Genomic DNA, 23,967 nt, shown 5'->3' on the forward strand with positions numbered 1-23,967 from the left:
TGTCCCGTCGCAGATTTTGCCCCGGCCTGTCGGCCGTGGTCATACTCGCGCGTCCTCGTCGTGACCCTAGGGAGCCCAACCGATGATGTACGCCATCCTCTGTTACCATGAAGAAGACGTTGTCTGTTCCTGGACCCAGGAGCAGGACGACGCCGTGATGGCGAAGATCGCGGCGGTTCAGGAGCGCCTCACCAAGGCCGGCAAGATGGGGGCGTCGCTCCGCCTCCTGCCGACCACCGCGGCGACCACCCTGCGCAAGACGCAGGATGCCCCCCTCGTCATCGACGGCCCCTTTGCCGAGACGAAGGAGCAGTTGCTGGGATTCTATCTCGTCGATGCCACCGATCTCGAAGACATGCTCTCGATCGTCAGAGACCTTTCGGAGGTCAATCCCGGCGCGACCTATGAAATCCGGCCGGTTCGCGCCTTCTTCCCCGACCGGCGACTCGCCGAGGTGGACCAGAAGACCGGCACATGAACACCGCCCCCCTCACGGATCCGGATTGGATGAACGGCACCCTCACCGCCGCCCGACCGCAGGCGGTGGCGGCGCTGCTGCGCTATTTCCGCGATCTCGACACCGCCGAGGAAGCGTTTCAGGAAGCCTGCCTGCGCGCGCTGCGCACCTGGCCGGTGAACGGCCCGCCGCGCGACCCCGCGGCCTGGCTGATCCTCGTCGGCCGCAACGCCGCCCTCGACGGGGTGCGCAAGCGGGCGAAGCACGATCCCCTGCCCCCGGACGACCAGCTCTCCGATCTCGACGACGCCGAAGCCCCGCTGGCCGAGCGGCTGGACAATTCCCACTATCGCGACGACGTGCTGCGCCTGCTCTTCATCTGCTGCCATCCCGAATTGCCGGCGACGCAGCAGATCGCGCTTGCCCTGCGCATCGTCTCCGGCCTCACGGTGAAGGAAATCGCCCGCGCCTTCCTCGTCAGCGAGGCGGCCATGGAGCAGCGCATCACCCGCGCCAAGGGTCGCATCGCGCGGGCCGACGTGCCGTTCGAGGCCCCCGGCCCTGTCGAGCGCGCCGAGCGGCTGGGGACGGTGGCGGCCATGGTCTATCTCGTCTTCAACGAAGGCTATTCGGCCGGCGGCGAGCCCAGCCGCGCGGGCCTGTGCGACGATGCCATCCGCCTCGGCCGGCTGCTGCTGCGCCTGTTTCCCACTGAGCCGGAAATCATGGGCCTCGTCGCCCTCATGCTGCTCCAGCACGCCCGCGCCGCCGCCCGCTTCGATGCCGACGGCCGGGCCATCCTGCTCGACCGGCAGGACCGCTCGAAATGGGACCGCGAGCGCATTGCGGAGGGGCTGGCGCTCATCGACAAGGCCATGCGCCACCGGCGCCCCGGCGCCTACCAGATCCAGGCGGCGGTCGCCGGTCTCCACGCCCGCGCGGCAACGCCCGAGGAGACCGACTGGGCGCAGATCGACGCGCTTTATGCGGCGCTCGAATTCCTCCAGCCCTCCCCGGTGGTGACGCTCAACCGCGCCGTCGCCGTCAGCAAGGTGAAGGGCGCCGAGGCGGCCCTCGCCATGATCGAGCCGCTGGCGCCACAGCTCTCCGGCTATTTCCATTTCTTCGGGGCCCGGGGCGCATTTCTGCTGGAGCTTGGCCGGCATCAGGAGGCGCGCATCGCCTTCGACCACGCCATCGCCCTCGCCAATACCCCGGCCGAGGCGGAGCACATCCGCGCGCAGATCGATCTCATCCAGTCACGTCCTTGAGAAAAAATGCGAGCAGGCTGTCGGGACGGGCGCCACCCGCCCGTCATGACAACAGGCGCGCGCCTGCGCCGGAGGAGGAACGCATGTCCGACACTGCCGAGACCACCATGCCGTCCATCGATCCCGCCGCCATGCCTCCGGTGAAGGGCGGCGTCACGGCCTATGTCACCGTGGAAGGCGCCATGAAGGCGGCCGAGTTCTACAAGCAAGCCCTCGGAGCCGAGCTTGTGTTCGCCATTCCGCCGGACGCGAGCGGGCGGACCATGCACGTCCACCTCTACATCAATGGCTCGTCGGTGATGCTGGCGGACCCCTATCCGGAATATTGCTCCGGCCCGGTGGAGAAGATTGGCGGGTTCAACCTTTCGCTCCATGTGGGCGACACGGATGCCGCCTTCGCCCGCGCGGTGGAGGCCGGCGCGACCCCGGTGATGCCGCCGGAGGATATGTTCTGGGGCGCCCGCTATGCGCAGGTGCGCGACCCGTTCGGCGTGCTCTGGGCCTTCAACCAGCCGCGCTGACGCCGGCTGGAGCAGCGCGCGGGATCAGCCCACCGCGCGCACCCGCTCCTCGTCCATCCCCTCCTCGTCGGGATGCCGGGTGGGGACGATCTCCAGCCCCTCTTCCGCCTGCGCGCGGGCGAGGGCCGCGGCAGCGTCCTCCGCCTCCCGCTGGCGGTTCCAGAGGGCGGCATAAAGGCCGCCCTTGGCCAGCAGCTCCGCATGGCACCCGCGCTCGGCGACCTTGCCATCGGCGAGGACGAGGATTTCGTCTGCGCTCACCACCGTGGAGAGACGGTGGGCAATGACCAGCGTGGTGCGCCCCTCAGACACGCGGTCGAGCGCGTCCTGGATCTCCTTCTCGGTATGGCTGTCCAGCGCGGAGGTCGCCTCGTCCAGCACCAGGATGGGCGGCGCCTTCAAGAGCGTGCGGGCGATGGCCACGCGCTGCTTCTCTCCGCCGGAGAGCTTCAGGCCGCGCTCGCCCACCTCGGTCTTGAAGCCTTTGGGCGTGGCGCGGATGAAGCCGTCGATGCGGGCGAGCCTTGCCGCCTCCTCAACCTCGGCATCCGACGCCGCCGGGCGGCCATAGCGGATGTTGTAGGCGATGGTGTCGTTGAACAGCACCGTGTCCTGCGGGACCATACCGATGGCGGCGCGCAGGCTCTCCTGCGACACGTCCCTGAGATCCTGCCCATCGATGGTGATGCGCCCGCCGGAGACGTCGTAGAAGCGGAACAGCAGGCGCGAGAGCGTGGACTTGCCAGCCCCCGAAGGCCCCACGATGGCCACCGTCCGCCCCGCCGGCACCTCGAAGGAAATGCCCTTCAGGATTTCCCGGCCCTCGTCATAGGAGAAGCGCACGTCCTCGAACCGCACCGTGCCGCCCGAGACCACGAGGTCCGGCGCGCCCAGGCGGTCGGTGACTTCCGGCGCCACCTGCAGCACGGCGAACATGGCCTCGATGTCGACGATAGCCTGCTTGATCTCGCGATAGATGAAGCCGAGGAAGTTCAAGGGGATATAGAACTGGATCATCATGGCGTTGACCATGACGAAGGAGCCCACCGTCTGCCGCCCGGCGCGGATATCCAGCACGCACATCACCATCACCGCCGCGAGGCCGATGGAGAAGATGAGCGCCTGCCCGGCATTCAGCCAGGCGAGCGAGGTGTAGGTGTTCACCGTCGCCTTCTCGTAGCGGGCCATGGAGCGGTCGTAGCGGGCCGTCTCCCAGCGCTCGGCGCCGAAATACTTCACCGTCTCGTAGTTGAGCAGGCTGTCGATGGCCTTGGTGTTGGCGTCGGTGTCGCTCTCGTTCATCTCCTTGCGGATGGCGAGGCGCCACTCGCTGGCGACATAGGTGAAGAGGGAATAGAGCACCACCGTCGCCGAGACGACGGCCACATAGCGCCAGTCGAAGGCGAACAGCAGCACGCCCAGCACCATCACCAGCTCGACGATGGTCGGCGCCAGCTGCAGCGCCAGCATGCGCACGATGGTTTCGATGCCCGATCGCGCCCGCTCCAGCACCCGCGTCAGCCCGCCCGTCTTGCGCTCCAGATGGAAGCGCAGGGACAAAGCGTGCATGTGCTCGAACGTCTGCATGGCGAGGCGCCGCACGGCATTGAGCGCCACCTTGGCGAACAGGCCGTCACGCAGCTGGGTGACGCCCGCCATCAGGATGCGGCCAAGACCATAAGCCAGCGTCAGCGCCACCGGCGCGCCGATGACGAGGGCCCAGAAGCCGACATCCGGTGTCGCAGCCTTGCCGGCGGCGACCTCGGCGGTGAGAGCGTCGGTGGCCCATTTGAACAGGAAGGGCACCGCCATGGTGGCGCCCTTGGAGGCGAACAGCAGCACGAAGGTAACGACGACGCGCGCGCGCAGGTCCGCCCTGTCGGCCGGCCAGAGATAGGGCCACAGGCTGCGCAGGGTCGAGAACATGGCGTCGGAGGAAACGGCGGCCCGCCGGGCTGCGGGCTTCTGGGTCTTTGACATGATGGCCTAACTTTGGTCCGAAGCGCCGGGCGTGCAGCAGCCCGACGGACGGCGGAGCGCCTGGAACAGCGCATCGATCTCTTCAGCCAGCGCATCGAGCGCTGCCCGATCGAGGCAGTAGCTGGACCGCTGCCCCTCGGTGCGGCTGCGGATCAGCCCGGCATCGAGGAGAACCTTCAGATGTTGCGAGACGGTGGACTGCGCAAGGGGCAGCGCCTTCACGATCTCCCCGCATACGCACCGCTCCTGCCCCGCAAGCCGCTCCAGCATGGCAAGCCGCGCGGGATGGGCGAGCGCGCGAAGGCGTGCAGCGAGATCGGCCCGTGCCATGCCGATCTCATCAGCAGCGGCGAGGTCCGGGACTGGGAAGGTCGGAGCATTCATCGTAAATCGACGATAGACGATGGAAGGATACCGAACAAGCGCTTTGCCTCCGCCCGCGTCACGCCGCCGTCGCGGGTGCGCACTATTCGCGCTCCATTCGTCCTCGGGCGGCCTGCCCTACCGGCCGCCAAGTTTGGTAAAGTGCGCGCATGGCCAGAATCGACAGCGTCTGTGTGTATTGCGGCTCCGCCACCGGCGGCGACCCGGTGTTTGCCGAAGAGGCCCGGCGTTTCGGGCGCATCCTTGCCGCCGAGGGCGTGCGCCTCGTCTATGGCGGCGGCGGCATCGGACTGATGGGCGAGGTGGCGAGCGCGGTGGCGCTGGCCGGCGGCGCCGTCACCGGCATCATCCCCCGCTTCCTCATGACCCGCGAACGCGCCTTCGCCCACGAGGCAGAGATGATCGTCGTGGAGGACATGCACGAGCGCAAGCGGCTGATGTTCGAGCGGGCCGACGCCTTCGTGGCCCTGCCCGGCGGCGTCGGCACGCTGGAGGAACTGGTGGAGCAACTCACCTGGGCCCAGCTCGGCCGGCACAGAAAGCCGATCCTCATCCTCAACACGGCGGGCTTCTGGGGTCCGTTCGTGACGCTGGTGGACCACATGCGCGGCGCCGGCTTCATCCGCTCGGACACGCCGGTGGACATGCTCACCGCCGACCGGGCCGAAGACATCCTCCCGCGCCTGCGCGCCGCCGCCGAGAAGGTGCCCGAGCGCGCGCTCCATGCGGCAGACGGCACCATCGCCGGCCGCATGTAGGCATGCAGGCTCCTGCCGGTTCCGCTGCGCGGTCAGCCGTGAGGCTGGTCCAGCGCGGCGATGGCGACCATGACCACGGAGCCGATGAGCATGATTGCGACGACGGTCTGCATCTCCTGAGCCCTTGCTGCACTGCGGCAGAACGAGCGTAACCCCGGACGAATAATTATTGCACTGCACAACGCGCAGAACACGGATGTTCGCGACGCAGGTCAGCGGTAGCAGGGGCGGAAAATGTAGAAAGCTCAATGGGCGCGCCAGAGCGTGGCAAGCCATTGGCGACCCCGGCAGGGCTCGAACCTGCGACCTAGTGCTTAGAAGGCACTCGCTCTATCCAGCTGAGCTACGGGGCCCCGTTCCGCCTTTTACGGCGTGCGGCCGCACAGCGGAAGCGCCTTTCCCGGTCGCGGTCGGGGCGCGGCCGGCTCAGTGGGTCCACTGGCCGGTGCGGGTGAAGGCGAAATTGTCCGAATAGGCGATCCGCCGGCGCCCTGCCTCGTGCGGCTCGGACACGCGATAGGGGATGCCCCGCTTCTCGCAATAGGCCACCGCCTCTTCCTTCGTCTCGAAAGAAAGGCGGATCTGGCTGCGCATGTCGGCCGAGGAGGTGTAGCCCATCAGGGGCTCCACGCGGCGCGCGTGCTCCGGCTCGTAATCGAGCACCCAGTGCTTGGTCTTCGCCACGCCGGACTGCATGGCGTTGCGCGACGGCTTGTAGATGCGAGCGACCATGGTTCGAACCCGTCAGAATGCCCGGCAGCCTCAGCCGGGCGGCCCGTTTCGTCTATAGTGAAGGCGCGCACGCGAGGCAACCGAGCACGGCGCCGCGCCCGCCCCCGAAGGCCTTCAGCGCAGAATGAGGCACTCCGCCGCCGCCTGCGCCGATTCGGCCGCGGTGAGGTGGCTCACCTTGCCCGAGAGCACCAGGGAGCGGGTCTGGTCCGTCACCACGGCGCGACCGTCGGCGCCCTTCACCAGCAGCGGCGCGCTGGCCACATAGATGGCGCGGGCATCGTTGGAGAGCTTGGCCGCGCAGCGGTCGGCGGCGGCCTTGTCGGCAAGAGCGGGAGCCGTCGAGAGGAGTCCTGTGGCCACAGCCATCGCCGCCAGATTCCAAACCGTATTCCGCATCCGCTGACCCTTCACCACGTCCGGCACCTGCCGGGCGCGTTCTTGTTGAGGAGATCGCAGGGGAATGCAAGCCGCACCGGTCAAGTCGCGAACCACCATGTGGCGAGCCCGAGGAAGGCGAAGAAGCCCACCGTGTCCGTCACCATGGTGACGAACACCCCGGAGGCCACCGCCGGATCGAGCTTGAGCTTGGAGATGGCGAGAGGAATGAGGATTCCGAACAGGCCGGCGGCGATCATGTTCAGGATCAGCGCCGACGAAATCACCATGCCGAGGTGCACGTTGGCGAACCACAGCCCGGCGATGAGGCCGAGCAGGCAGGCGAGCGTCGTGCCGTTGACGAGCCCCACCAGCACCTCGCGCGAGACGATGCGCCGCGCGTTGTGGCTGGACAATTCCTTGGTGGCGAGCGCGCGCACCGCCACCGTCATGGTCTGGGTGCCGGCATTGCCGCCCATGGAGGCGACGATCGGCATGAGGATGGCAAGCGCCACCATCTTCTCGATGGTGCCCTCGAACAGGCTGATGATGGAGGCGGACACGAAGGCGGTGCCCAGATTCACCACCAGCCACGGCAGGCGGCTGCGGGCCGTGAAGGCCACGGTGTCCGACAGTTCCTCGTCGCTGCGCACGCCGCCAAGGGCGCGCAGGTCTTCGTCCGCCTCTTCCTGGATCACGTCCACCACATCGTCGATGGTCATGACGCCCACGAGCCGGCCGGCATCGTCCACCACCGGCGCGGAGACGAGGTTGTAGCGCTCGAACATGCGCGCCACGTCCTCCTGATCCTGCGCGGCCTTCACCACCTTGGCCTGCTCGGCCTTTACGGCGCTCATCAGCACGGGGCGGCGCGTGCGCAGCAGCCGGTCGAGCGGCACCGAGCCGACGAGGCGATAGGCGGGGTCCACCACGAACACCTCGTAGAAGGTGTCCGGCAAGTCGGCGGTCTCGCGCATGTAGTCGATGGTGCGGCCGACGGTCCAGAACGGGGGGACGGCGATGAACTCCGTCTGCATGCGCCGGCCGGCGCTCTCCTCGGGATAGTCGAGGGAGCGCTGCAGCGCCACCCGCTCCGGCGCCGGCAGGTGCTCCAGCACCGCGGCCATCTCGTCCTCATCGAGATCCTCGAGGATGTAGACCGCATCGTCCGAATCGAGGTCGCGCATGCCGCGAGCGACGGTGAGCGGCGAGAGGCTGCGCAGGATGGAGAGGCGGACGGTCTCGTCCAGCTCGGTCAGGGCGGTGAAGTCGAAAGCGGGACCCAGCATCTCGATGAGCCGGCGCCGCTCGTCGGCATCCAGCTCCTCGATTAGGTCGCCCATGTCGGCTTCGTGGAGGTCGCTGGCAACCGCTTTCAGCGCGTCCACGTCGCGGGCGGAGATGGCCTCCTCGACCCGACTTCGGAAGGCAGTCGAGAGAGCGCCGTCCTCGTCGCGCACCGTCAGCGCCGGGACGTCTGCGTCAGCCAGTGCGGCGGCCGGATCAGCATCGTCGCGCATGGGCTCCTCCCGGAGGGTGGACGGGGTCGGGCGCCCGCCTCCAGTGTGGATGCGGGCATGGAATGGGGAGATGGGCCCCGGCCGCCCCCCATCACGACGGAGGGGCAGGTGCCTCCCGCTGCGTCTAGTGATCCCGGCGGCGTTTGTGAAGCCTTCCCCGGGGCCTCCTCCCTTTTCGCTGGACCGCGCGGTCTCCATGTCACTATGAACACGCACCCGCCGGCCGGACGGAGAGCTGCCAGATGAACACCCTGCCCTATTCCGAGCGCCCGCTCTTCCGCCCCGGGCCGCGCACGCTCAACTGGATGATTCCGCTGGGCATGGGCGCGGTCGGATGGGCGCTCTACATGCGCTACATGGTGGTGGAGCCGACGCTGGTCTCCCTCGCCTGCGAGGCGGGACTGGAAAGCGCCGGCTGCTACGGCCGCGCCGCCGTGCTGGCGCTGTCGCTGTGGAACGTGTTCGGCGGCGTGGCGCTGGTGGTGGCGCTCATCCAGCTTCTGGCGCCGGGCCTCGCCACCTTCTCCGTGGGCATGGTGTTCGCGAGCTTCGCCCTCGTCTTCCACAACGAGGTCGCCGGCGCGCTGGCGGCGATGATGCTCATCCTCTCCTTTGCACGGCCTGGACCCGCCACAGCGTGAAGGCCATGACGAGGCAGAGCGCGCCGAACCAGGCCGCCTGCCAGTTGGCGAGAGTCTCGTTGAGCGGCACGTAGATGCCGGCCACCAGCAGCACCCACATGGCGATCAGCTCGGCAAGGCCGGCGCCGTCGCGATCCGCCCGCCGCACGAGCAGCGGCGCAGCGACCGCTGCCACGAGCGCGGTGAGCGGGAACACCGGGAAATCCTTGTAGCGCGGATCAAACACCAGCTCGAACGCCACCGAACCGACCGCAACCGTCGCGAGCGCCAGAACCGCCCCCGCCGCAATGGCTGCACCGGACGTCGCGGACCAGCGACGGGAATCGAGCGCGACCGAGAAGGCGGCGAGCCCCTGCCCGCGCACGATGATGGCTGGCACGGTCACCATGGCCAGCGCGGCGGCGGCAAGGATGAGGCCGTTGCGCAGCCAGCCGACGAAGCCCAGGCTTTCCAGCGGCAGCGCCGAGAGCGCGGCGCCCAGCGTCGCCCCGCCGAACAATGCGATGGCCGCGATCGCGTACCATTCCATCGGCCGCACCAATTCCTCCCGGCGGCGGGTGGCGGCGAAGGCCGAACCGAACACGGCCGCGACCGAGAGGATGCCGACGGCGATGTGCATCCTCCAGCCGGGAAAATCCTCCACAGGCTGGCCCCAGGCGAACTTGGGCAGGCGCGTTCCGGCATCGATCACGCCCCAATGGCCGCCCACCGTGCCTTCGCTGCGCCGCTTCCAGGGCTGGTCGAACGCCTCGATGACGTTGACGCGGTAGCCCTGGCGCTTGGCCAGCGCCACCACGTCGTGCATCACCCGCGCCTGATTGGCGGGAGAGGGCAGCGCGTCCTCGCGCATGCGGCCGGCGCTGGGCCAGCCGGTCTCGCCGATGAGAATCTCCTTGCCGGGAAACGCCTCGGCCATGCGCTGGCGGATTTCGTCCACATGCGGGCCGGCATCCTCGGCCGAGACGGGCAGGTCCTCCCAATAGGGCAGGATGTGGATGGTGACGAAATCCACGTTCTCGGTGAGGCCCTTGTTGCGCTCCCAGAACTCCCACACATCGGCATAGGTGACGGGCACGCCGCCCACCTCCCGCTTCACGCGGGCGAGAACGCTGGCGAGTTCCGTGGCCGACATCTCGCCACGCAGCAGCACCTCGTTGCCGACAACGACGGCCTTAACCACGTCGGGATTTTCTTTCGCGAGACGGATGCCGGTCTCCAGCTCGATGCGGTTGCGGTCCGCGTCCGGCCCCAGCCAGATGCCGAGCAGCATGGTGAGCCCGTGCTTGCGGGCGAGCGCCGGTGCCTTGTCGAGGCCCATCTCTATGGAATAGGTGCGCACGCAGGACGTGATCTGCGCGAGGCGGACGAAATCCTCCTCGATCTGCGCCTCGGGAATCACCAGACCCTTCTGGAAGGGCGACTGGCCGTCGCGGAACGGAGCGTAGGAGACACAAGGCAGCTTCTCGCCCGCGGCCAGCGGCGACGGCGGCATCTCCACCGGACGCCCCACATAGGTCCACAGGCCGGCGATGAGGCCACAGACCAGGAGCGCCAGCACCAGCGGCAGCCGCACGGAGGAAGGCATCTCGTCTCCAGAGGTGAAGGTATCCCCCGCGCCACATAGAGCCTTGGACGGGCGGTGTGAAGCCTCCGCCTCAACCTTGGCGGACGGCAGGCGAAAGCCACGCTTTCCATGCGGCATGTGCCGAACGCCGCGCCGTCATGCTGACAAATTCTCTCCCTTCTCCTAGGGTGTCGGGCGCGGCGCCCGCCGACCATTTTCTCGAGATCATGATCCTCATGCACCCCTACCGCCTCCCGCTGCTCGCGGCCGCAATCGTTTTCGCGTGCCTCTCGCCGGCCTCGGCCCAGTCCCAGTCCCAGTCGGCCGACCAGAAGCCGGCGGCGGAGCTGACCCCCGAGCAGAAGGCCGCAGCCGAGCAGCGCCGCTCGGTCGAGGAGTTCAATGAGGCGGCGAAGCTGCCCGGCGCGGCCGGTCTGCCCGAATGCGTCTTCACCGGGCGGCGGATCGCCGCACTGATCTGGAACGACGACGTGGACACCGCACGGCGTCATCTCGAATTCTACGAGCGCTTCGGCTGCCCCACCGAGCACCTGAAGGTGGCGGTGCGCTGCCTCGTGCGGCAGGGCAAGATCGACACCAAGGCGCGCGAGCGGGTGGATGCGCGGGCCCAGCAGTGCTGGGTGAACCCGGATTATGTCGCCTCCGCCCCGGCCCCCGCCGCCGGTGCCGCCCAGGGCGCAACCCCTGCCGCCCCTGGCGCGGCGCAATAATAAGATCATTGCGCAGACACCCGGCTGACGCAGCGGCGTCGAAGAGGCGCCATGATCGGGATTTATCTCTCTGCCTGAGAGTGTTAGTGTCTCGACGCACTGCAGCGTAAATTTACCGTTAACGCTGCGGTGCCGACCGTGGGGCAGGTCGAAAGCGTGCCCCGGTCCGTTCGCGTAATTCCCCGGAAACGTCCTCTGGAACCTGCGCCTTAAGCCAGCGTTCAGGTTCCGACTTCCCCTGATGGGTGGGCATCGCCATGCGTCCCGGTCTTGCTGCTGCGGCAGCGGTCATTGCGGTTGTGACCTCGTTCCACGCCGCGATGTGGCTTTCCATGCGTCCAGAGGCGAGCGCTCCGAACATCACGGACCGCTTCCAGAGCCTGTCCTTCGCGCCCTTCTCCCGGGACATGAGCCCGGAGGGTGACGCCCCCACCACCGAGGCGCAGGTGCGCTCGGACATGGCGGTCGTCGCGCCCTACAGCCGCGGCGTGCGGACGTATTCTTCCACCCACGGCAAGGAACTGATCGCCCCCATCGCGGCCGAGCAGGGCCTGCGCGTGACAGCCGGCGCCTACCTGAACCGCGAGGTCGACAAGGATACGGGCAAGCCGATCGAGGTGGTCGACAAGAAGACCGGCAAGAAGGTCACCGTTAAGGACCTCAACGACCTTGAGATTGACGGCGTGGTTAAGGTCGCCCGCCAGAACCGCAACGTGAACGCCGTCATCGTCGGCAACGAGACGCTTCTGCGCGGCGACATGACCCCGTCGGAGCTGGCCGCCGTCATCCGCAAGGTGAAGCGCCAGGTCAACGTGCCCGTGAGCACCGGCGAAATCTGGAATACCTGGCTGGAGCCGGGTGGGTCCGAGCTTGTCGCCTCCGTGGACTTCATCCTCGCCCACATCCTGCCCTACTGGGAGGACGTGCCGGCGGACCAGGTGGTCGACTACAGCATCAACGCCTACAACCGCCTGCGCGCAGCCTATCCCGGCAAGCGCATCGTGATCGGCGAGTTCGGCTGGCCCTCGCACGGCTACAACCGCGGGGCCTCCGTGCCTGATCCCATGGAGCAGGCCAAGATCATCCGCAATTTCGTCGCCCGCGCCGATGCGCTCGGCATCGAGTACAACATCATCGAGGCCTTCGACCTGCCCAAGAAGCAGAACGAGGGCTCGGTGGGTCAGTACTGGGGCGTGTTCGACGCGGACCGCACCCTGAAGTTCCCCCTGACCGGCCCGATCTTCGAGAAGACCTACAACCAGACCGCCATCCTGGCGCTGCTGCTGGGCGTGCTGTTCACCCTGCCCCTGCTGCGCATGCGCGACCTCACCGTGACCCAGGGCCTTGTGCTGGCCGCCTCGGCCAACGGCGTCGCCGCGTGGCTGGCGCTGGTGGTGGACTACTGGCTCAACCACTATGTGAGCGGCGGTGACTACCTCACCCTCGCCCTGAGCGTGGTGATGCTGGTGCCGCTGGTGTTCGTGCTGCTCTATCGCATCGAGGAACTGGCGGCGGTGGCCTTCGGCAACGGCCCCAAGCGCCTCGTCGAGGAGCAGAAGCACGCGGCGCCCACGCGCTTCCCCAAGGTCTCCATACACGTGCCCGCGTATCGCGAGCCGCCGGAGATGCTGATCCAGACCATCGATGCCCTCGCCCGGCTGGAGTATCCCAACTACGAGGCGATCATCATCGTCAACAACACGCCGGACCCGGCGATGGTGGAGCCGGTGCGCGCCCACTGCGCCACGCTCGGCGACCACATCAAGTTCATCAACGCCGAGAAGGTGTCGGGCTTCAAGGCCGGCGCCCTGCGCATCGCGCTCGACGCCACGGCTCCCGACGCCGAGATCATCGGCGTGATCGACGCGGACTATGTGGTGACGCCGGACTGGCTGAAGGACCTCGTGCCCGCGTTCGACGACCCGACCGTGGGCCTCGTCCAGGCACCGCAGGACCACCGGGACGGCCACCGCAGCCCGCTGCACGAGGCGATGAATGCCGAATATGCCGGCTTCTTCGACATCGGCATGGTGCAGCGCAACGAGGACGACGCCATTGTCGTCCACGGCACCATGTGTCTCATCCGCCGCGCGGCCATGGTGGAGGCCGGCAACTGGTCGTCCGACACCATCTGCGAGGATACCGATCTCGGCCTCTCCATCGCCGAGAACGGCTGGAAGACCCACTACACCCGCAAGCGCTACGGCTATGGCCTGCTGCCCGACTCCTTCGAGGCGTTCAAGAAGCAGCGTCACCGCTGGGCCTATGGCGGCTTCCAGATCATCAAGAAGCACTGGCGCCGGTTCCTGCCGAACAATTCCCGCCTGACGACGGCCCAGAAGCGGCACTTCGTGCTCGGCTGGATCTCCTGGCTCGGCTCGGAATCGGTGGGCGCCTTCATGGCCATCGCGTCCCTGCTGTTCGTGCCCTTCGTCGCCTACTTCTCCATCTCGGTGCCGGCCCACGTGCTGACGCTGCCCATCCTCATCACCTTCCTGGTGTACGTGCTGCATTTCATCAGCCTATACCGCCTCAGGGTGGAGACCACGCCGCTGCGCATGCTCGGTGCGGCAGTGGCGGCGAGCGCGGTGCAGTTCACGGTGGCGAAGGCGGTGGTCGACGGCTTCCGCTACAAGGATCTCGCCTTCGCCCGCACCGCCAAGGGCAACAACTGGCTGGCCGGCGCGGCGCGCTCCTTCCCGGCCTTGCCGGAAGCGATCATCGGTGGCCTCCTGATCGCCGCGGGCACCTACATGCTGGTGGCGAACAACCTGCCGGGCTCTTCCATCGTGAAGACCTCCAACGACTGGCGCCACATCCGCGAGATCAACCTCTACGGCATCGCCCTGTTGGTGCAGAGCCTGCCGTTCGTGGCCGCGGCCGTCATCGGCGCCTTCGAGCCCTCGCGGCTGAACGACTTCGCCACCTGGCGGGCCGTCCGCGCCAAGCTCGCGGCGGTGCCCCGCCGCCTCGGCCTCAACGCGCCGCCCGCCGTCGCGGACTGACCGAAGTCGCACACCTGAACCGAACGCCCGGCCCCCGCGCCGGGCGTTTGCTTTTGCCCTCCCCCTCACCGCCTGAAATGGCGACGCCCTGAACAGCCATGCCCGATCAGCCGCCCGCTTCCCCCCCCACCCTGCGTCCCCCCGCGCTGATCCTCGCGGGCGGCCTGGGCCGGCGGATCAATGCGCCGGCGCTGGGGGCCGTGGAAAAGCCGCTGGTGCCGCTGGGGGGGCGCCCCCTCATCGCGCACGTCATCGAACGCCTGAGTCCGCAGGCGGGTCCCCTCCTCATCAATGCCAATGCGCCCGCCGGCACCTACGCCGGATTCGGCCTGCCCGTGCTGCCGGATACCATCGCCGGTCATCCCGGGCCGCTGGCCGGCGTGCTCGCGGGGCTGGAGCATCTGGCGCAGGCAGCCCCCGGAGCGAGCCTTCTCACCGTAGCCGCCGACACGCCGTTCCTGCCCGACGATCTCGTCGTTCGGCTCATGGAACGGCATCGGGAGACCGGCACTGTGGTATGCGCAGGCTCCGGCGGACAGCGCCATCCGGTGATCGCGGTATGGCCCGCGGCGGCTCACGCCGCGCTGCGGCATAGCCTTGCGTCGGGACGGCTGAAAGTCGGGCTTCTCCTCGATGCCCTCAATGCCGTAACGGTGACGTGGGAGGGCCTTCCGGACGACCCATTCTTCAATGTGAACACGCCGGAAGACCTTGCCATTGCAGAGAAACGCCTCGTTGCCCGCCAATGAAGCATGGTCATGCTTGCGGCAGGATTGGGGAGGGTTTAGGACTGCAGGACGGCGGCTTCGCATTCGCGAAGATGCCGGAGCGGAGACGGACTTGCCGCTCGGAGACCGGACCGCCACCTCCGGACCTCTGCCGAAAACGGGTCTGTCCGCCCAAAGGATGAGGGATCCATGGACGCCACCACCAACACCGGGGCAAAAGCGGCCAAGCTAAGCTTGGGGGAGAAGAGCTGGGACCTTCCGATCCACGAAGGCTCCATCGGACCCGACGTGGTCGACATCTCCAAGCTCTACGGCCAGACCGGGATGTTCACCTACGACCCCGGCTTTACCTCGACCGCTTCCTGCGAAAGCAAGATCACCTACATCGACGGCGACGAAGGCGTGCTGCTGTATCGCGGCTACCCCATCGAGCAGCTCGCCGAGAACGGTGACTTCCTCGAGACCTGTTACCTCCTGCTCTACGGCGAACTCCCCACTGCGGCGCAGAAGGCGGAATTCGACAAGTCCGTGACCAATCACACGATGGTCCACGAGCAGATGACCCGCTTCTTCCAGGGCTTCCGCCGCGACGCCCACCCCATGGCCATCATGGTGGCCTCGGTCGGCGCGCTCTCGGCCTTCTATCACGACTCCACCGACATTTCCGACCCGACCCAGCGCCTGATCGCATCGATCCGCATGATCGCGAAGATGCCGACGCTGGCGGCCATGGCCTACAAGTATTCCATCGGCCAGCCGTTTGTTTATCCGAAGAACGATATCGACTATACGTCGAACTTCCTGCGCATGTGCTTCGCTGTCCCGTGCGAGGAATACAAGGTCAACCCGATTCTCTCGAAGGCGATGGATAAGATCTTTATCCTCCACGCCGACCACGAGCAGAACGCATCCACCTCCACGGTGCGCCTCGCCGGCTCTTCCGGCGCCAACCCCTTCGCCTGCATCGCCGCCGGCATCGCCTGCCTGTGGGGCCCCGCCCATGGCGGCGCCAACGAGGCGGCCCTCAAGATGCTGGCCGAGATCGGCTCCGTGGATCGTATCCCCGAGTACATCAAGCGCTCGAAGGACAAGAACGATCCCTTCCGCCTGATGGGCTTCGGTCACCGGGTCTACAAGAACTACGACCCGCGCGCCAAGATCATGCAGCAGACCTGCCATGAGGTTCTGACCGAACTCGGCATCAAGGACGATCCGCTGCTCGACGTGGCCGTGGAGCTGGAGCGCATCGCGCTTCACGATGACTACTTCATCGAGAAGAAGCTCTACCCGAACATCGACTTCTATTCGGGCATCACCCTCAAGGCGATGGGCTTCCCCACCACCATGTTCACCGTGCTGTTCGCCCTCGCCCGCACCGTGGGCTGGATCGGCCAGTGGAAGGAGATGATCGAAGACCCGAGCCAGCGTATCGGCCGTCCCCGCCAGCTCTACACCGGTGCCGCTCAGCGCGACTACGTGGCCATGTCCAAGCGCAAGTGAGCTCTGAAGAGTGTCTGAAACAGGAAAACGCGGCCTCCGGGCCGCGTTTTTCGTTTGGGGATGCGTGTTTCGTTTGGTGGCCCTTGGGATCAGACGCCGCCTCAACGCGGTGGAGGCAGAGCGCCCGGACGTCCCTCCCGTGCGAGGCGGAGGACCACCTCGGCCGCACGCGCGCTGGGGCTGGGGCCGGCGATGCCGAAAATCTCGTCGAAGCTGGCGAACGCCTGCTCCTGCCGCTGCCGCGCCGGGCTGTCCTCCAGCAAAGCGGACAGGGCGCCGACGAGCGCCGGCACGGTGCAATATTCCTGCAGGAACTCCGGCACCACATTCTCGCCGGCCACCAGATTGGCGAGGATCACGGTCGTGCCCTTCAGCACGCGCCGGCCGATCTGCGCCTCGAGCCAGCCGATACGATAGGCGGCGACATGGGGAATGGCCGCGAGCGCCAGCTCCAGCGTCACGGTGCCCGATGCGGCGAGGGCGGCGTGGGCGGAGCGGAAGGCGGCGAGCTTCTCCGCCTCGCTCGTCACCACGCGCGGCTTCAGCGGCCACTGCGCGATCGTCTCGCGCACCAGCCCTTCCAGCCGCGGCAGGGTGGGCAGCACCAGCTCCATCTCGTGGGTGCGGCCGACTTCGGCAAGCGCCGCGCCAAAGTCGGCGCCAATGCGTGCGATCTCCCGCCGCCGGCTGCCGGGCAGCACCAGTACCAGCGGCGGTTTGGCGCGCCGCCGCTCCGCCTCGACCGAGGACGGCCTCAGTTCGCCGAGCCGCTGCAGCAGGGGGTGGCCCACATAGAAGGTGGGCGGCCCGCCCAGCCTGCGGTGAACCTCCGGCTCAAACGGCAGCAACGCGAGCAGCGCATCCACATAGGGCCGCATGGCCGCCGCCCGCCCCGAGCGCCAGATCCACACCGTGGGCGAGACATATTTGACGATGGGAATGTTCGGGTTGCGCGCCCTCACCCGCGCCGCCACGCGGTGGGTGAAGTCCGGCGCATCCACCAGCACCAGCACATCCGGTGGGTCGGCCAGAACCGCCTCCACCGTCTCCCTGAGGCGCCGCAGGATGGTGGGCAGCTTTCCGACCACGGCGGCGATGCCGATGGCGGTCAGGTCATCCATGGGATAGAGGCTGTCGAGGCCCGACGCCGCCATGCGCCAGCCGCCGACGCCCCGGAAGGTGGCCCCGGGCGCGGCGGCGACAACCGCCTCCATCAGCGCGCCGCCGAGCTGGTCCCCCGATTCCTCCCCCGCGACGATGAAGATCCGCGGCGGGCGCCCGCCGTTCTCGATGCTCACGCGACACGCCCTCCGATGCCAGCGACGAACAGGCCGGCGGCATCGGCCGCCTCCACCAGCGCCTGCGCATCCGGCACGATGGCGCCCCCCGCCTCGAAGGCGATGCCGGCGAGGCCCACCTCAGCCGCCCGTTTCACGGTCTGCGGGCCGAGCGAGGGCAGATCCACCCGGCGGTCCTGGCCCGGCTTCGGCGCTTTGACCAGAACACCCTTGCCGGCGGCGAAGCGCAGCCGGCCGGAGCGGCGCATATCGCCATAGCGGGCCAGCATCTGGTCCGTTCCCTCCGCGGCCTCGACGGCCGCGACGAGCCCATCCACCACGATCACCCCCTGCCCCACGTCGAACGGACCGAGGGCGCGGATCACGTCGAGCCCTCGTGCGATGTCCGCCTGCTGAGTCTCGCTCGGCCGGCGGGCGCCGAGCACGCCCTGCGGAAGCAGCAGGCGGGGGGCCACCTCATGCGCGCCGACCAGGGTGAACCCCTGCTCAGCCACGAGGCCCAGAACGCCCGAGAGCAAGTGATTGTCGCCGCCCCGGAACAGGCGGGCGATACGCGGCAGCAGCCGCAGCATGGTGAAATCAAACCCGAGGTCGCGCACGCGCGGGCGCGTCAAGGCACCCACCATGACCACATCGCGCACCCCGCGCGCCTTGGCCCATGTGGTGACGGAGCCGAGCGAACCGAGGCGGAACCAGAGGTGCGGCCAGCGCTCCAGCGCCGGATCGGCGAAGCCCTGGATGAGAAGCAGCACCACCTCACGCCCATCAGCCGCGGCCGCTTCGGCGACCGCAGCAGGAAAGGCGCCACTGCCGGCGACGATGCCGAGCGGTCCCTGGCTGAGGGCGCCGCGCTTCTGCGACGCGCCGAGGCCGGCCAAACCCGGGCCACGCGCCGCCCCCACGGCACGCCCCTGCCCGTCTTCCCCCGGCAGGCCCACGGCTCAATCCTCCTTGATGACGCCCCGCGCCGGATGACAGATGGGGCGCTTGCGATCGGCATCGATGAAGGCCACCACGGCCGCCGCGAACGCCGATTCCCCCACCATCTGCCGCACCTTCTCGAGGCGCATGTCGAACGTGCCCTCGCCGAAGAAAAGATCGCGATAGACCGCGCGGGCCGCGTGCAGGTCGGACTTGGTGAAGCCGCGCCGCTTCATGCCCACCACGTTGAGGCCGACCAGCTTGCCGGCCTGTCCGAGCACGTTGGCGAAGGGGATCACATCCTCGCGCACGCCGGTGAGGCCGGAAATCATGCACTGGGCGCCGATGCGGGTGAACTGGTGCACCGCGCACTGGCCGCCGAGGAAGGTGAAGTCACCGACGCTCACATGGCCGCCGAGCACCGCGTTGTTGGCGAAGATGACGCCGTTGCCGACCGTGCAGTCATGGCCCACATGGGAGCCCGTCATCATCATCACGCCGTTGCCGATGCGCGTGACGCCGCCGCCGCCCACCGTGCCGGTACTCGCCGTCGCGTGCTCGCGGAGCATGCAATCGGTGCCGATGACGAGCTTCGTCGGCTCGCCCTTGTAGTGCACCGATTGCGGCGCCGAGCCGAGCGAAGCGAAGGGGAAGACCTGCGTGCGCGCGCCGATGGTGGTGACACCCTGAATAACCACATGAGCGTGCAGCTTCACGCCCGCTTCAAGCACCACGTCCGGACCGAGGATGGCATAAGGACCGATCTCGACATCATCCGCGAGCCCCGCTGGGTTCTCTACCCGGGCGGTGGGATCGATCTTCGCCACTAGCTGTTCTCCACGATCATTGCGCCGACCTTGGCCTCGGCCACCAGCTCGCCGCGCACCTTGGCTTCGCCGCGATACCACCACATGTTGCGGCGGCGGCTGATGCGGGTCATGTGGTATTCGAGCACATCTCCCGGCACCACGGGACGACGGAACTTCGCCTCGTCGATGGTCATGAAATAGACCAGCGAGGGCTTCTCCTTGTTTTCCTTGCCGAGCACGCAGACGACCCCTGCCGTCTGGGCCATGCCCTCGATGATGAGGACACCGGGCATCACCGGATTGCCCGGGAAGTGGCCGAGGAAGTGCGGCTCGTTGGCGGTGACGTTCTTGACGCCGATGCAGGAGAGATCGCCGTCGATCTGCTCCACCCGGTCCACCATGAGAATGGGATAGCGGTGCGGCAGGCAGGCGAGCACCTTCTGGATGTCCGCGCTGCCGAGCACCTTGGGGGCTTCGGCCTGGGACGCACCGGCCTCTCCGGCTGCGCGCGTGGTGTCGTTCATTCCTGCGGTCCTTCCCCTTCCTCGTCGTCCTTGCCCCGGCGAGCGCCGGCAGCGGCGATGCGCTTGAGCGTCGCGACTTCGCGGAACCATTCGCGCACGGGCTTTGCCGGCGAGCCGCCCCAGCGCACGCCCGGCGGGACATCGCCCTTCACGTTGCTTGAAGCGGCGATCTGCGCGCCGGTACCGATGGTGACATGGCCCACGACGCCCACCTGCCCGCCGAGCATCACGAAATCCCCGAGCGTGGTCGAGCCCGAGATGCCGGTCTGGGACACGACGATGCAATGACGGCCGATCACCACGTTGTGGGCGATCTGGACCAGGTTGTCGATCTTGCTGCCCTCGCCGATCACCGTGTCGGTAATGGCACCACGGTCGATGGTGGTGTTGGCGCCGATTTCCGCATTGTCCTGCACCACCACCCGGCCGAGTTGGGGCACCTTCACATGACCGGCCGGGCTCGGCTGATAGCCGAAGCCGTCCGAGCCGATCCGGGCGCCGGCATGGATGATGACGCCATTGCCGACATAAGCGTGGATCACGCTGGCGCCAGGGCCGATGGCGCAGCCCCGGCCGATGCGTACGTGGGGGCCAATGATGGCGCCAGCGCAGATGACCGAACCCGCGCCGATCTCGGCGCCGGGGCCGATGACCGCGCCGGGGTCCACCGTCACCCCATCCTCCAGGCGCGCCTTCGGATGGACCTGGGCACCCGGGGCTACGCCCTCATGGCCGAAGATTGGCAGCGGACGGAGCGCGGCGGGAAACATGCGCCGCGACACGGCGAGGAAGGCCGCGGCCGGACGCGGAGCGATCAGCAGCGGAAGACCGGCCGGTGCCTTCGGAGCGAAGCGCTCGGAGGTGATGAGGGCCCCAGCCCGCACGCTCCCGAGCTTCTCCGCGAAGAGGAAGGAATCGCAGAAGGCGAGTTCGTCAGGACCGGCGGTTTCCAGGGTGCCAAGGCCGCTGATGCGGCGGGCGCCAAGCTCAGCTTCTTCCTCCGGACTGGAGGCGGCGAGCCGCGCCCCTGCGAGCGCAGCCACTTCTGCGAGGGTCAGAGGCTCCGGAAGCGGGAAAAAAAGGTCGTGACTCATGACGGATACGCCCAGGCGCCGGAGAACGAAACGGGTGGTTCCACGTACGGAGCAACACGCCCGGCGGGGCACGCCTCATCCGTGACCGCGCCGATCGAAGGCTGGCCGGCCGAAGGCGAGCCGCCCCTCACGGGCAAACGTGGGCACGTCGCAACCTTCAGCACGTCTTGGCCAGAAGCGGGTCTCTGTTCTCGGAGGGTCCTCATCTGGCTGGCCATCCGGGAGATCGGCGCGGCGCAGGCAAAGGCCGGTGCGGGCGAGAACCTCGACAAGGGATTGGGCCGGGGACGAAGACCTCGAAGGCGAAACCGTTGCGGCTGGGATCGGCGCGTCAGTGCGAAATACGCCCCTCCCATAGCGAGACTGCCTCCCCGATGCAACGCACCGGAGAGGCAGTTTGAGGTCTCATCCCTTAGGGGTTCCGGCAACAAGGTCCGCCGCAACCGCTCTATTCGGTCAGGTCAGAACCGGGTGCCGCCCGAGAAGCGGAACGCCTGGGTCTGATCGAACTGGGCCTGCGAAAGCACCCAGGCATAGTCGAAGCGCAGGGGACCGAACGGCGACTGCCAGATCAAGCTGACGCCAACCGAGGATCGGATCGTGTCGTCGTTATAGACGCACACGTTACCCTTGGCATTCTGGGAACCGGCCGGGCAGGTCACGAAGTTCGGGTTGCCGTAGAAATTGCTTCCCTTGTAGTTCGGCACGAGGGGGAAGGTGGTCGGACCGTTATAATCGAACAGCGAGCCGGCATCCGCGAAGATCGCACCCTTCATGCCGATATCCTTGGGCAGGAAGGCGAAGGGGAACTGGACTTCCGCAGAGACACCCCAGTAGGTGGTGCCGCCCAGAGCATTGAGCTGATTGTTGTAGCAGTTGTAGGCGAGCGGAGTGCCGGCATTCGACTTCGCGCAGGGTGCGAGATCGCGAGGACCGATACCGGAGGGCGCAAAGCCGCGGACCAGGTTCGGACCCATGTAGAAGTTGTCCAGAACGTCCAGATCCTGATCGCCCCACGAGGAGACGTAGCCCGCCTGACCCCGCAGGATCAGCACGCTGTCGCCCGGCAGCGGCGTGTAGTGGCGAATGTCACCCGTGGTGCGGATGAAGTTCACGTCACCGCCGACGCCAGCCAGATCCTGCTTCAGCTCGGCATAGATGCCCTGCGTCGGGTTCTGGTTGTTGTCGAGCGAATTGAACGACAGCGTGTAGCCGAGCGCCGAGGTAATGGTCGCACCCTGAGCTTCGGCGTCACGAATGGCCCAGGAAATCGAGGTCGCGCAGTAGTTGTAATAGGCAGTGCCCGGATCACCATACCCGCTGCAAAGGTTGATCGAGCGCTGATAGAGGTTGTAGCGCAGGGCGAGCGTGATCTCGTCCGTGATGGGCAGGCCGAGGCGCAGGCCGCCACCGACCATGTTGGTGCCATACGGCGTGTAGCTCGTGGTCTCGGTGTTCTTCCAGTAGAGGTCGAAGCCGGCGGCCACGCGATAGCCGAGGAAGTAGGGCTCGGTGAAGGAGAATTCCGCGCCCTGCGAATACTGGCCGAGGGTGCCGGACACCTTCACGTACTGGCCACGGCCAAGGAAGTTCTTCTCGCCCAGCGAGACCTCGCCGATGATGCCATCCGCGGTCGAATAGCCACCGGAGATGGAGAACTCGCCCGTGGGCTGGTCTTCCACGTCCACCGCGAGGATCACACGGTCGGGCGCGGAGCCCGGCTCGGTGGTGATCTTCACGTTCTTGAAGTAGCCGAGGTTGCGCAGCCGGCGCTCGGCCCGATCGACCAGCACGCGGTTGTAGGCGTCGCCCTCGCCGATATCGAACTCGCGCCGGATGACATAGTCACGGGTGCGGGTGTTGCCGCGGATTTCGATGCGCTCGATGTAGACCCGCGGGCCTTCCTCGAGCACGAACGCCACGTTGATGAGCTTGGCCTGGAAATCCCGATCGCCACGCGGACGGACCTGGGCGAAGGCATAGCCGGACTTGGAGGCCTCGATGGTGAGGTTCTCGACCGACTTCTCGACCAGCTCGGCGTTGTAGATCTGGCCCTCCTGGGCGCGCACCACGCGCTTCAGGGAGTCGGCGGACAAGTCGCGGATGTTGGACACCACATCGACCTTGCCGAAGCGATACTGGTCACCCTCTTCGAGGGTGAAGGTGAGGATGTAGCCGCCGCCACCGGGATCAAGCTCGGCGGTCGCGCCGACGATGCGGAAGTCCGCATAGCCGTTCTTCAGATAGAAGCGGCGCAGCAGCTCCTGGTCCGAGTTCACCCGGTCGGGATCGTAGGCGTCGGTGGACTTCAGGAACGACAGCCAGTTGGTCTGGGTCGTGGAGATCACGTCCTTCAGCTTCCAGTCCGAAAAGGCCTTGTTGCCGACGAACTTGATGTCCTTGATGCCGGTCTTGCTGCCTTCCGTGATCTCGAAGACCAGATCGACGCGGCCGTTGCCGCGGTCGATGGTGACCGGGTTGACGCGCACGTCGCTACGGCCGGAACGGCGATAGATCTCGATGATGCGCTGGGTGTCGGCCTGGACGGTGGACTTGTTGAACGGCGCGCGCGGCTTGGACTGAACCTCGCCCTCGAGCATCTCGTCCTTGAGCTTCTTGTTGCCCTCGAAGATGACGCGGTTGATCACCTCGTTCTCGGCCACCCGCACCACGATGCGACCGCCGGACTGGTTGATCTGCACATCCGAGAAGAGGCCGGTCGCGTAGAGCGCCTTCCAGGCCTCGTCGATCTTGGCAGCCGTGTAGGGACCGGAGCCGAAATAGGAGCGGATGGTATCCGCGTCCACACGGCGGTTGCCCTCAACCACGATGGAGCTGGACTGGGCTGCGGCGGGGGACGCCACAACGAGAGAACCGGCCACCGAACCCGCCGCAACGCAGGCGGCGAGACCAAAGGCGGCGGCCAGATTTCTCAGGACCCGGAGCGTAGCAGTCATATGGTGCGCAACCTTGAAATTTCGTTGTTCTCGAACCCGCCGCCTTCCCCGGACAAACGCACCGGGCACAGGGACGGATTCTCACCCTGCGATGCCGCTTGTACAGGCTTTTACCGCAGGTGCAAACCGAACCGCGGCCGAAGACTGCCCTTTTCCGGAGACCGTTGCCCGCTCGCCACGACCCCGGTGCGACA

21 protein-coding genes and 1 tRNA gene are annotated in these 23,967 nt (G+C 67.4%); 9 read left to right on the forward strand and 13 right to left on the reverse strand.

Annotated elements, in window-relative coordinates; all coding sequences use genetic code 11:
* The first annotated feature begins 82 nt into the window (after positions 1–82).
* The 3 genes from ACT54R_RS12675 (at position 83) to ACT54R_RS12685 (ending at position 2,249) form a co-directional block, all read left to right on the forward strand.
* Complete coding sequence (locus ACT54R_RS12675) at positions 83–478, forward strand: YciI family protein (RefSeq protein WP_476326796.1); 396 nt, start codon at positions 83–85, stop codon at positions 476–478.
* Positions 475–1,728: an RNA polymerase sigma factor gene (locus ACT54R_RS12680; protein ID WP_476326798.1), complete on the forward strand. Its 1,254-nt coding sequence runs from the start codon at positions 475–477 to the stop codon at positions 1,726–1,728. The genes ACT54R_RS12675 and ACT54R_RS12680 overlap by 4 nt, the downstream gene beginning before the upstream one ends.
* Before the next feature lie 83 nt (positions 1,729–1,811).
* Positions 1,812–2,249: a VOC family protein gene (locus ACT54R_RS12685; protein WP_476326800.1), complete on the forward strand. Its 438-nt coding sequence runs from the start codon at positions 1,812–1,814 to the stop codon at positions 2,247–2,249.
* A gap of 24 nt (positions 2,250–2,273) precedes the next feature.
* Here the strand turns inward: ACT54R_RS12685 and ACT54R_RS12690 are convergent, their stop codons facing one another.
* Together ACT54R_RS12690 and ACT54R_RS12695 are read right to left on the reverse strand one after the other, a co-directional pair.
* On the reverse strand, positions 2,274–4,229 hold the full coding sequence (locus tag ACT54R_RS12690) for an ABCB family ABC transporter ATP-binding protein/permease (protein WP_476326802.1): 1,956 nt from the start codon (positions 4,227–4,229) through the stop codon (positions 2,274–2,276).
* A 6-nt stretch (positions 4,230–4,235) separates the two neighbouring features.
* Positions 4,236–4,559 carry an ArsR/SmtB family transcription factor gene (locus ACT54R_RS12695; RefSeq protein WP_476326804.1) on the reverse strand — a complete coding sequence of 108 codons (324 nt, stop codon included), beginning with the start codon at positions 4,557–4,559 and terminating at the stop codon, positions 4,236–4,238.
* A 203-nt stretch (positions 4,560–4,762) separates the two neighbouring features.
* Here ACT54R_RS12695 and ACT54R_RS12700 point away from each other — a divergent pair, with 203 nt between their 5' ends.
* A complete protein-coding gene (locus ACT54R_RS12700; protein WP_476326806.1) occupies positions 4,763–5,371 on the forward strand; it encodes an LOG family protein in 609 nt (202 codons plus the stop codon).
* Positions 5,372–5,647: 276 nt separating this feature from the next.
* Here ACT54R_RS12700 and ACT54R_RS12705 read toward each other — a convergent pair.
* From ACT54R_RS12705 to mgtE, 4 genes are all read right to left on the reverse strand, one after another.
* Positions 5,648–5,724: transfer RNA gene (locus ACT54R_RS12705), tRNA-Arg, on the reverse strand.
* 73 nt (positions 5,725–5,797) lie between these two features.
* Positions 5,798–6,103, reverse strand: a complete 306-nt coding sequence (locus ACT54R_RS12710; RefSeq protein ID WP_168456827.1) for an ETC complex I subunit — start codon at positions 6,101–6,103, stop codon at positions 5,798–5,800.
* A 114-nt stretch (positions 6,104–6,217) separates the two neighbouring features.
* The gene (locus ACT54R_RS12715) at positions 6,218–6,466 is read right to left on the reverse strand and encodes a hypothetical protein (protein ID WP_476326808.1); all 249 of its coding nucleotides are present in this window, start codon (positions 6,464–6,466) and stop codon (positions 6,218–6,220) included.
* 116 nt (positions 6,467–6,582) lie between these two features.
* Entirely contained in the window at positions 6,583–8,001 is a 1,419-nt protein-coding gene (gene mgtE / locus ACT54R_RS12720; RefSeq protein ID WP_476326810.1) for a magnesium transporter, read from the reverse strand.
* A 242-nt stretch (positions 8,002–8,243) separates the two neighbouring features.
* Here mgtE and ACT54R_RS12725 point away from each other — a divergent pair, with 242 nt between their 5' ends.
* Positions 8,244–8,642: a hypothetical protein gene (locus ACT54R_RS12725; protein ID WP_168456824.1), complete on the forward strand. Its 399-nt coding sequence runs from the start codon at positions 8,244–8,246 to the stop codon at positions 8,640–8,642.
* Here the strand turns inward: ACT54R_RS12725 and ACT54R_RS12730 are convergent.
* Entirely contained in the window at positions 8,602–10,227 is a 1,626-nt protein-coding gene (locus tag ACT54R_RS12730) for a glycoside hydrolase family 17 protein (protein WP_476326812.1), read from the reverse strand. The genes ACT54R_RS12725 and ACT54R_RS12730 overlap by 41 nt on opposite strands.
* A gap of 206 nt (positions 10,228–10,433) precedes the next feature.
* Between ACT54R_RS12730 and ACT54R_RS12735 the strand changes: the two genes are divergently transcribed.
* The 4 genes from ACT54R_RS12735 (at position 10,434) to gltA (ending at position 16,170) form a co-directional block, all read left to right on the forward strand.
* Positions 10,434–10,937 (forward strand): hypothetical protein, encoded by a 504-nt coding sequence (locus tag ACT54R_RS12735; protein ID WP_476326814.1) that lies wholly within the window; start codon positions 10,434–10,436, stop codon positions 10,935–10,937.
* Between the two features lie 257 nt (positions 10,938–11,194).
* Complete coding sequence (locus ACT54R_RS12740) at positions 11,195–13,942, forward strand: glycosyltransferase (RefSeq protein ID WP_476326816.1); 2,748 nt, start codon at positions 11,195–11,197, stop codon at positions 13,940–13,942.
* Positions 13,943–14,040: 98 nt separating this feature from the next.
* Complete coding sequence (gene mobA, locus ACT54R_RS12745; protein ID WP_476326818.1) at positions 14,041–14,691, forward strand: molybdenum cofactor guanylyltransferase MobA; 651 nt, start codon at positions 14,041–14,043, stop codon at positions 14,689–14,691.
* 168 nt (positions 14,692–14,859) lie between these two features.
* Positions 14,860–16,170: a citrate synthase gene (gltA, locus tag ACT54R_RS12750; protein ID WP_024279289.1), complete on the forward strand. Its 1,311-nt coding sequence runs from the start codon at positions 14,860–14,862 to the stop codon at positions 16,168–16,170.
* A 101-nt stretch (positions 16,171–16,271) separates the two neighbouring features.
* On the opposite strand, the gene lpxB is transcribed toward gltA, so the two are convergent.
* The 6 genes from lpxB to bamA form a co-directional block, all read right to left on the reverse strand.
* On the reverse strand, positions 16,272–17,468 hold the full coding sequence (gene lpxB / locus ACT54R_RS12755) for a lipid-A-disaccharide synthase (protein WP_476326820.1): 1,197 nt from the start codon (positions 17,466–17,468) through the stop codon (positions 16,272–16,274).
* Positions 17,465–18,406: an LpxI family protein gene (locus tag ACT54R_RS12760; protein WP_476326822.1), complete on the reverse strand. Its 942-nt coding sequence runs from the start codon at positions 18,404–18,406 to the stop codon at positions 17,465–17,467. The genes lpxB and ACT54R_RS12760 overlap by 4 nt, the downstream gene beginning before the upstream one ends.
* A gap of 3 nt (positions 18,407–18,409) precedes the next feature.
* A complete protein-coding gene (lpxA, locus tag ACT54R_RS12765) occupies positions 18,410–19,216 on the reverse strand; it encodes an acyl-ACP--UDP-N-acetylglucosamine O-acyltransferase (protein WP_476326824.1) in 807 nt (268 codons plus the stop codon).
* Positions 19,216–19,722 (reverse strand): 3-hydroxyacyl-ACP dehydratase FabZ, encoded by a 507-nt coding sequence (fabZ, locus tag ACT54R_RS12770; protein WP_168456819.1) that lies wholly within the window; start codon positions 19,720–19,722, stop codon positions 19,216–19,218. The genes lpxA and fabZ overlap by 1 nt, the downstream gene beginning before the upstream one ends.
* Entirely contained in the window at positions 19,719–20,816 is a 1,098-nt protein-coding gene (gene lpxD, locus ACT54R_RS12775) for a UDP-3-O-(3-hydroxymyristoyl)glucosamine N-acyltransferase (protein WP_476326827.1), read from the reverse strand. Before lpxD ends, fabZ begins: the two co-directional genes overlap by 4 nt.
* 461 nt (positions 20,817–21,277) lie before the next feature.
* On the reverse strand, positions 21,278–23,773 hold the full coding sequence (gene bamA, locus ACT54R_RS12780; RefSeq protein ID WP_476326829.1) for an outer membrane protein assembly factor BamA: 2,496 nt from the start codon (positions 23,771–23,773) through the stop codon (positions 21,278–21,280).
* Between the last annotated feature and the right edge of the window lie 194 nt (positions 23,774–23,967).

The sequence above is a fragment of the Xanthobacter sp. DMC47 genome (genome assembly GCF_056313845.1).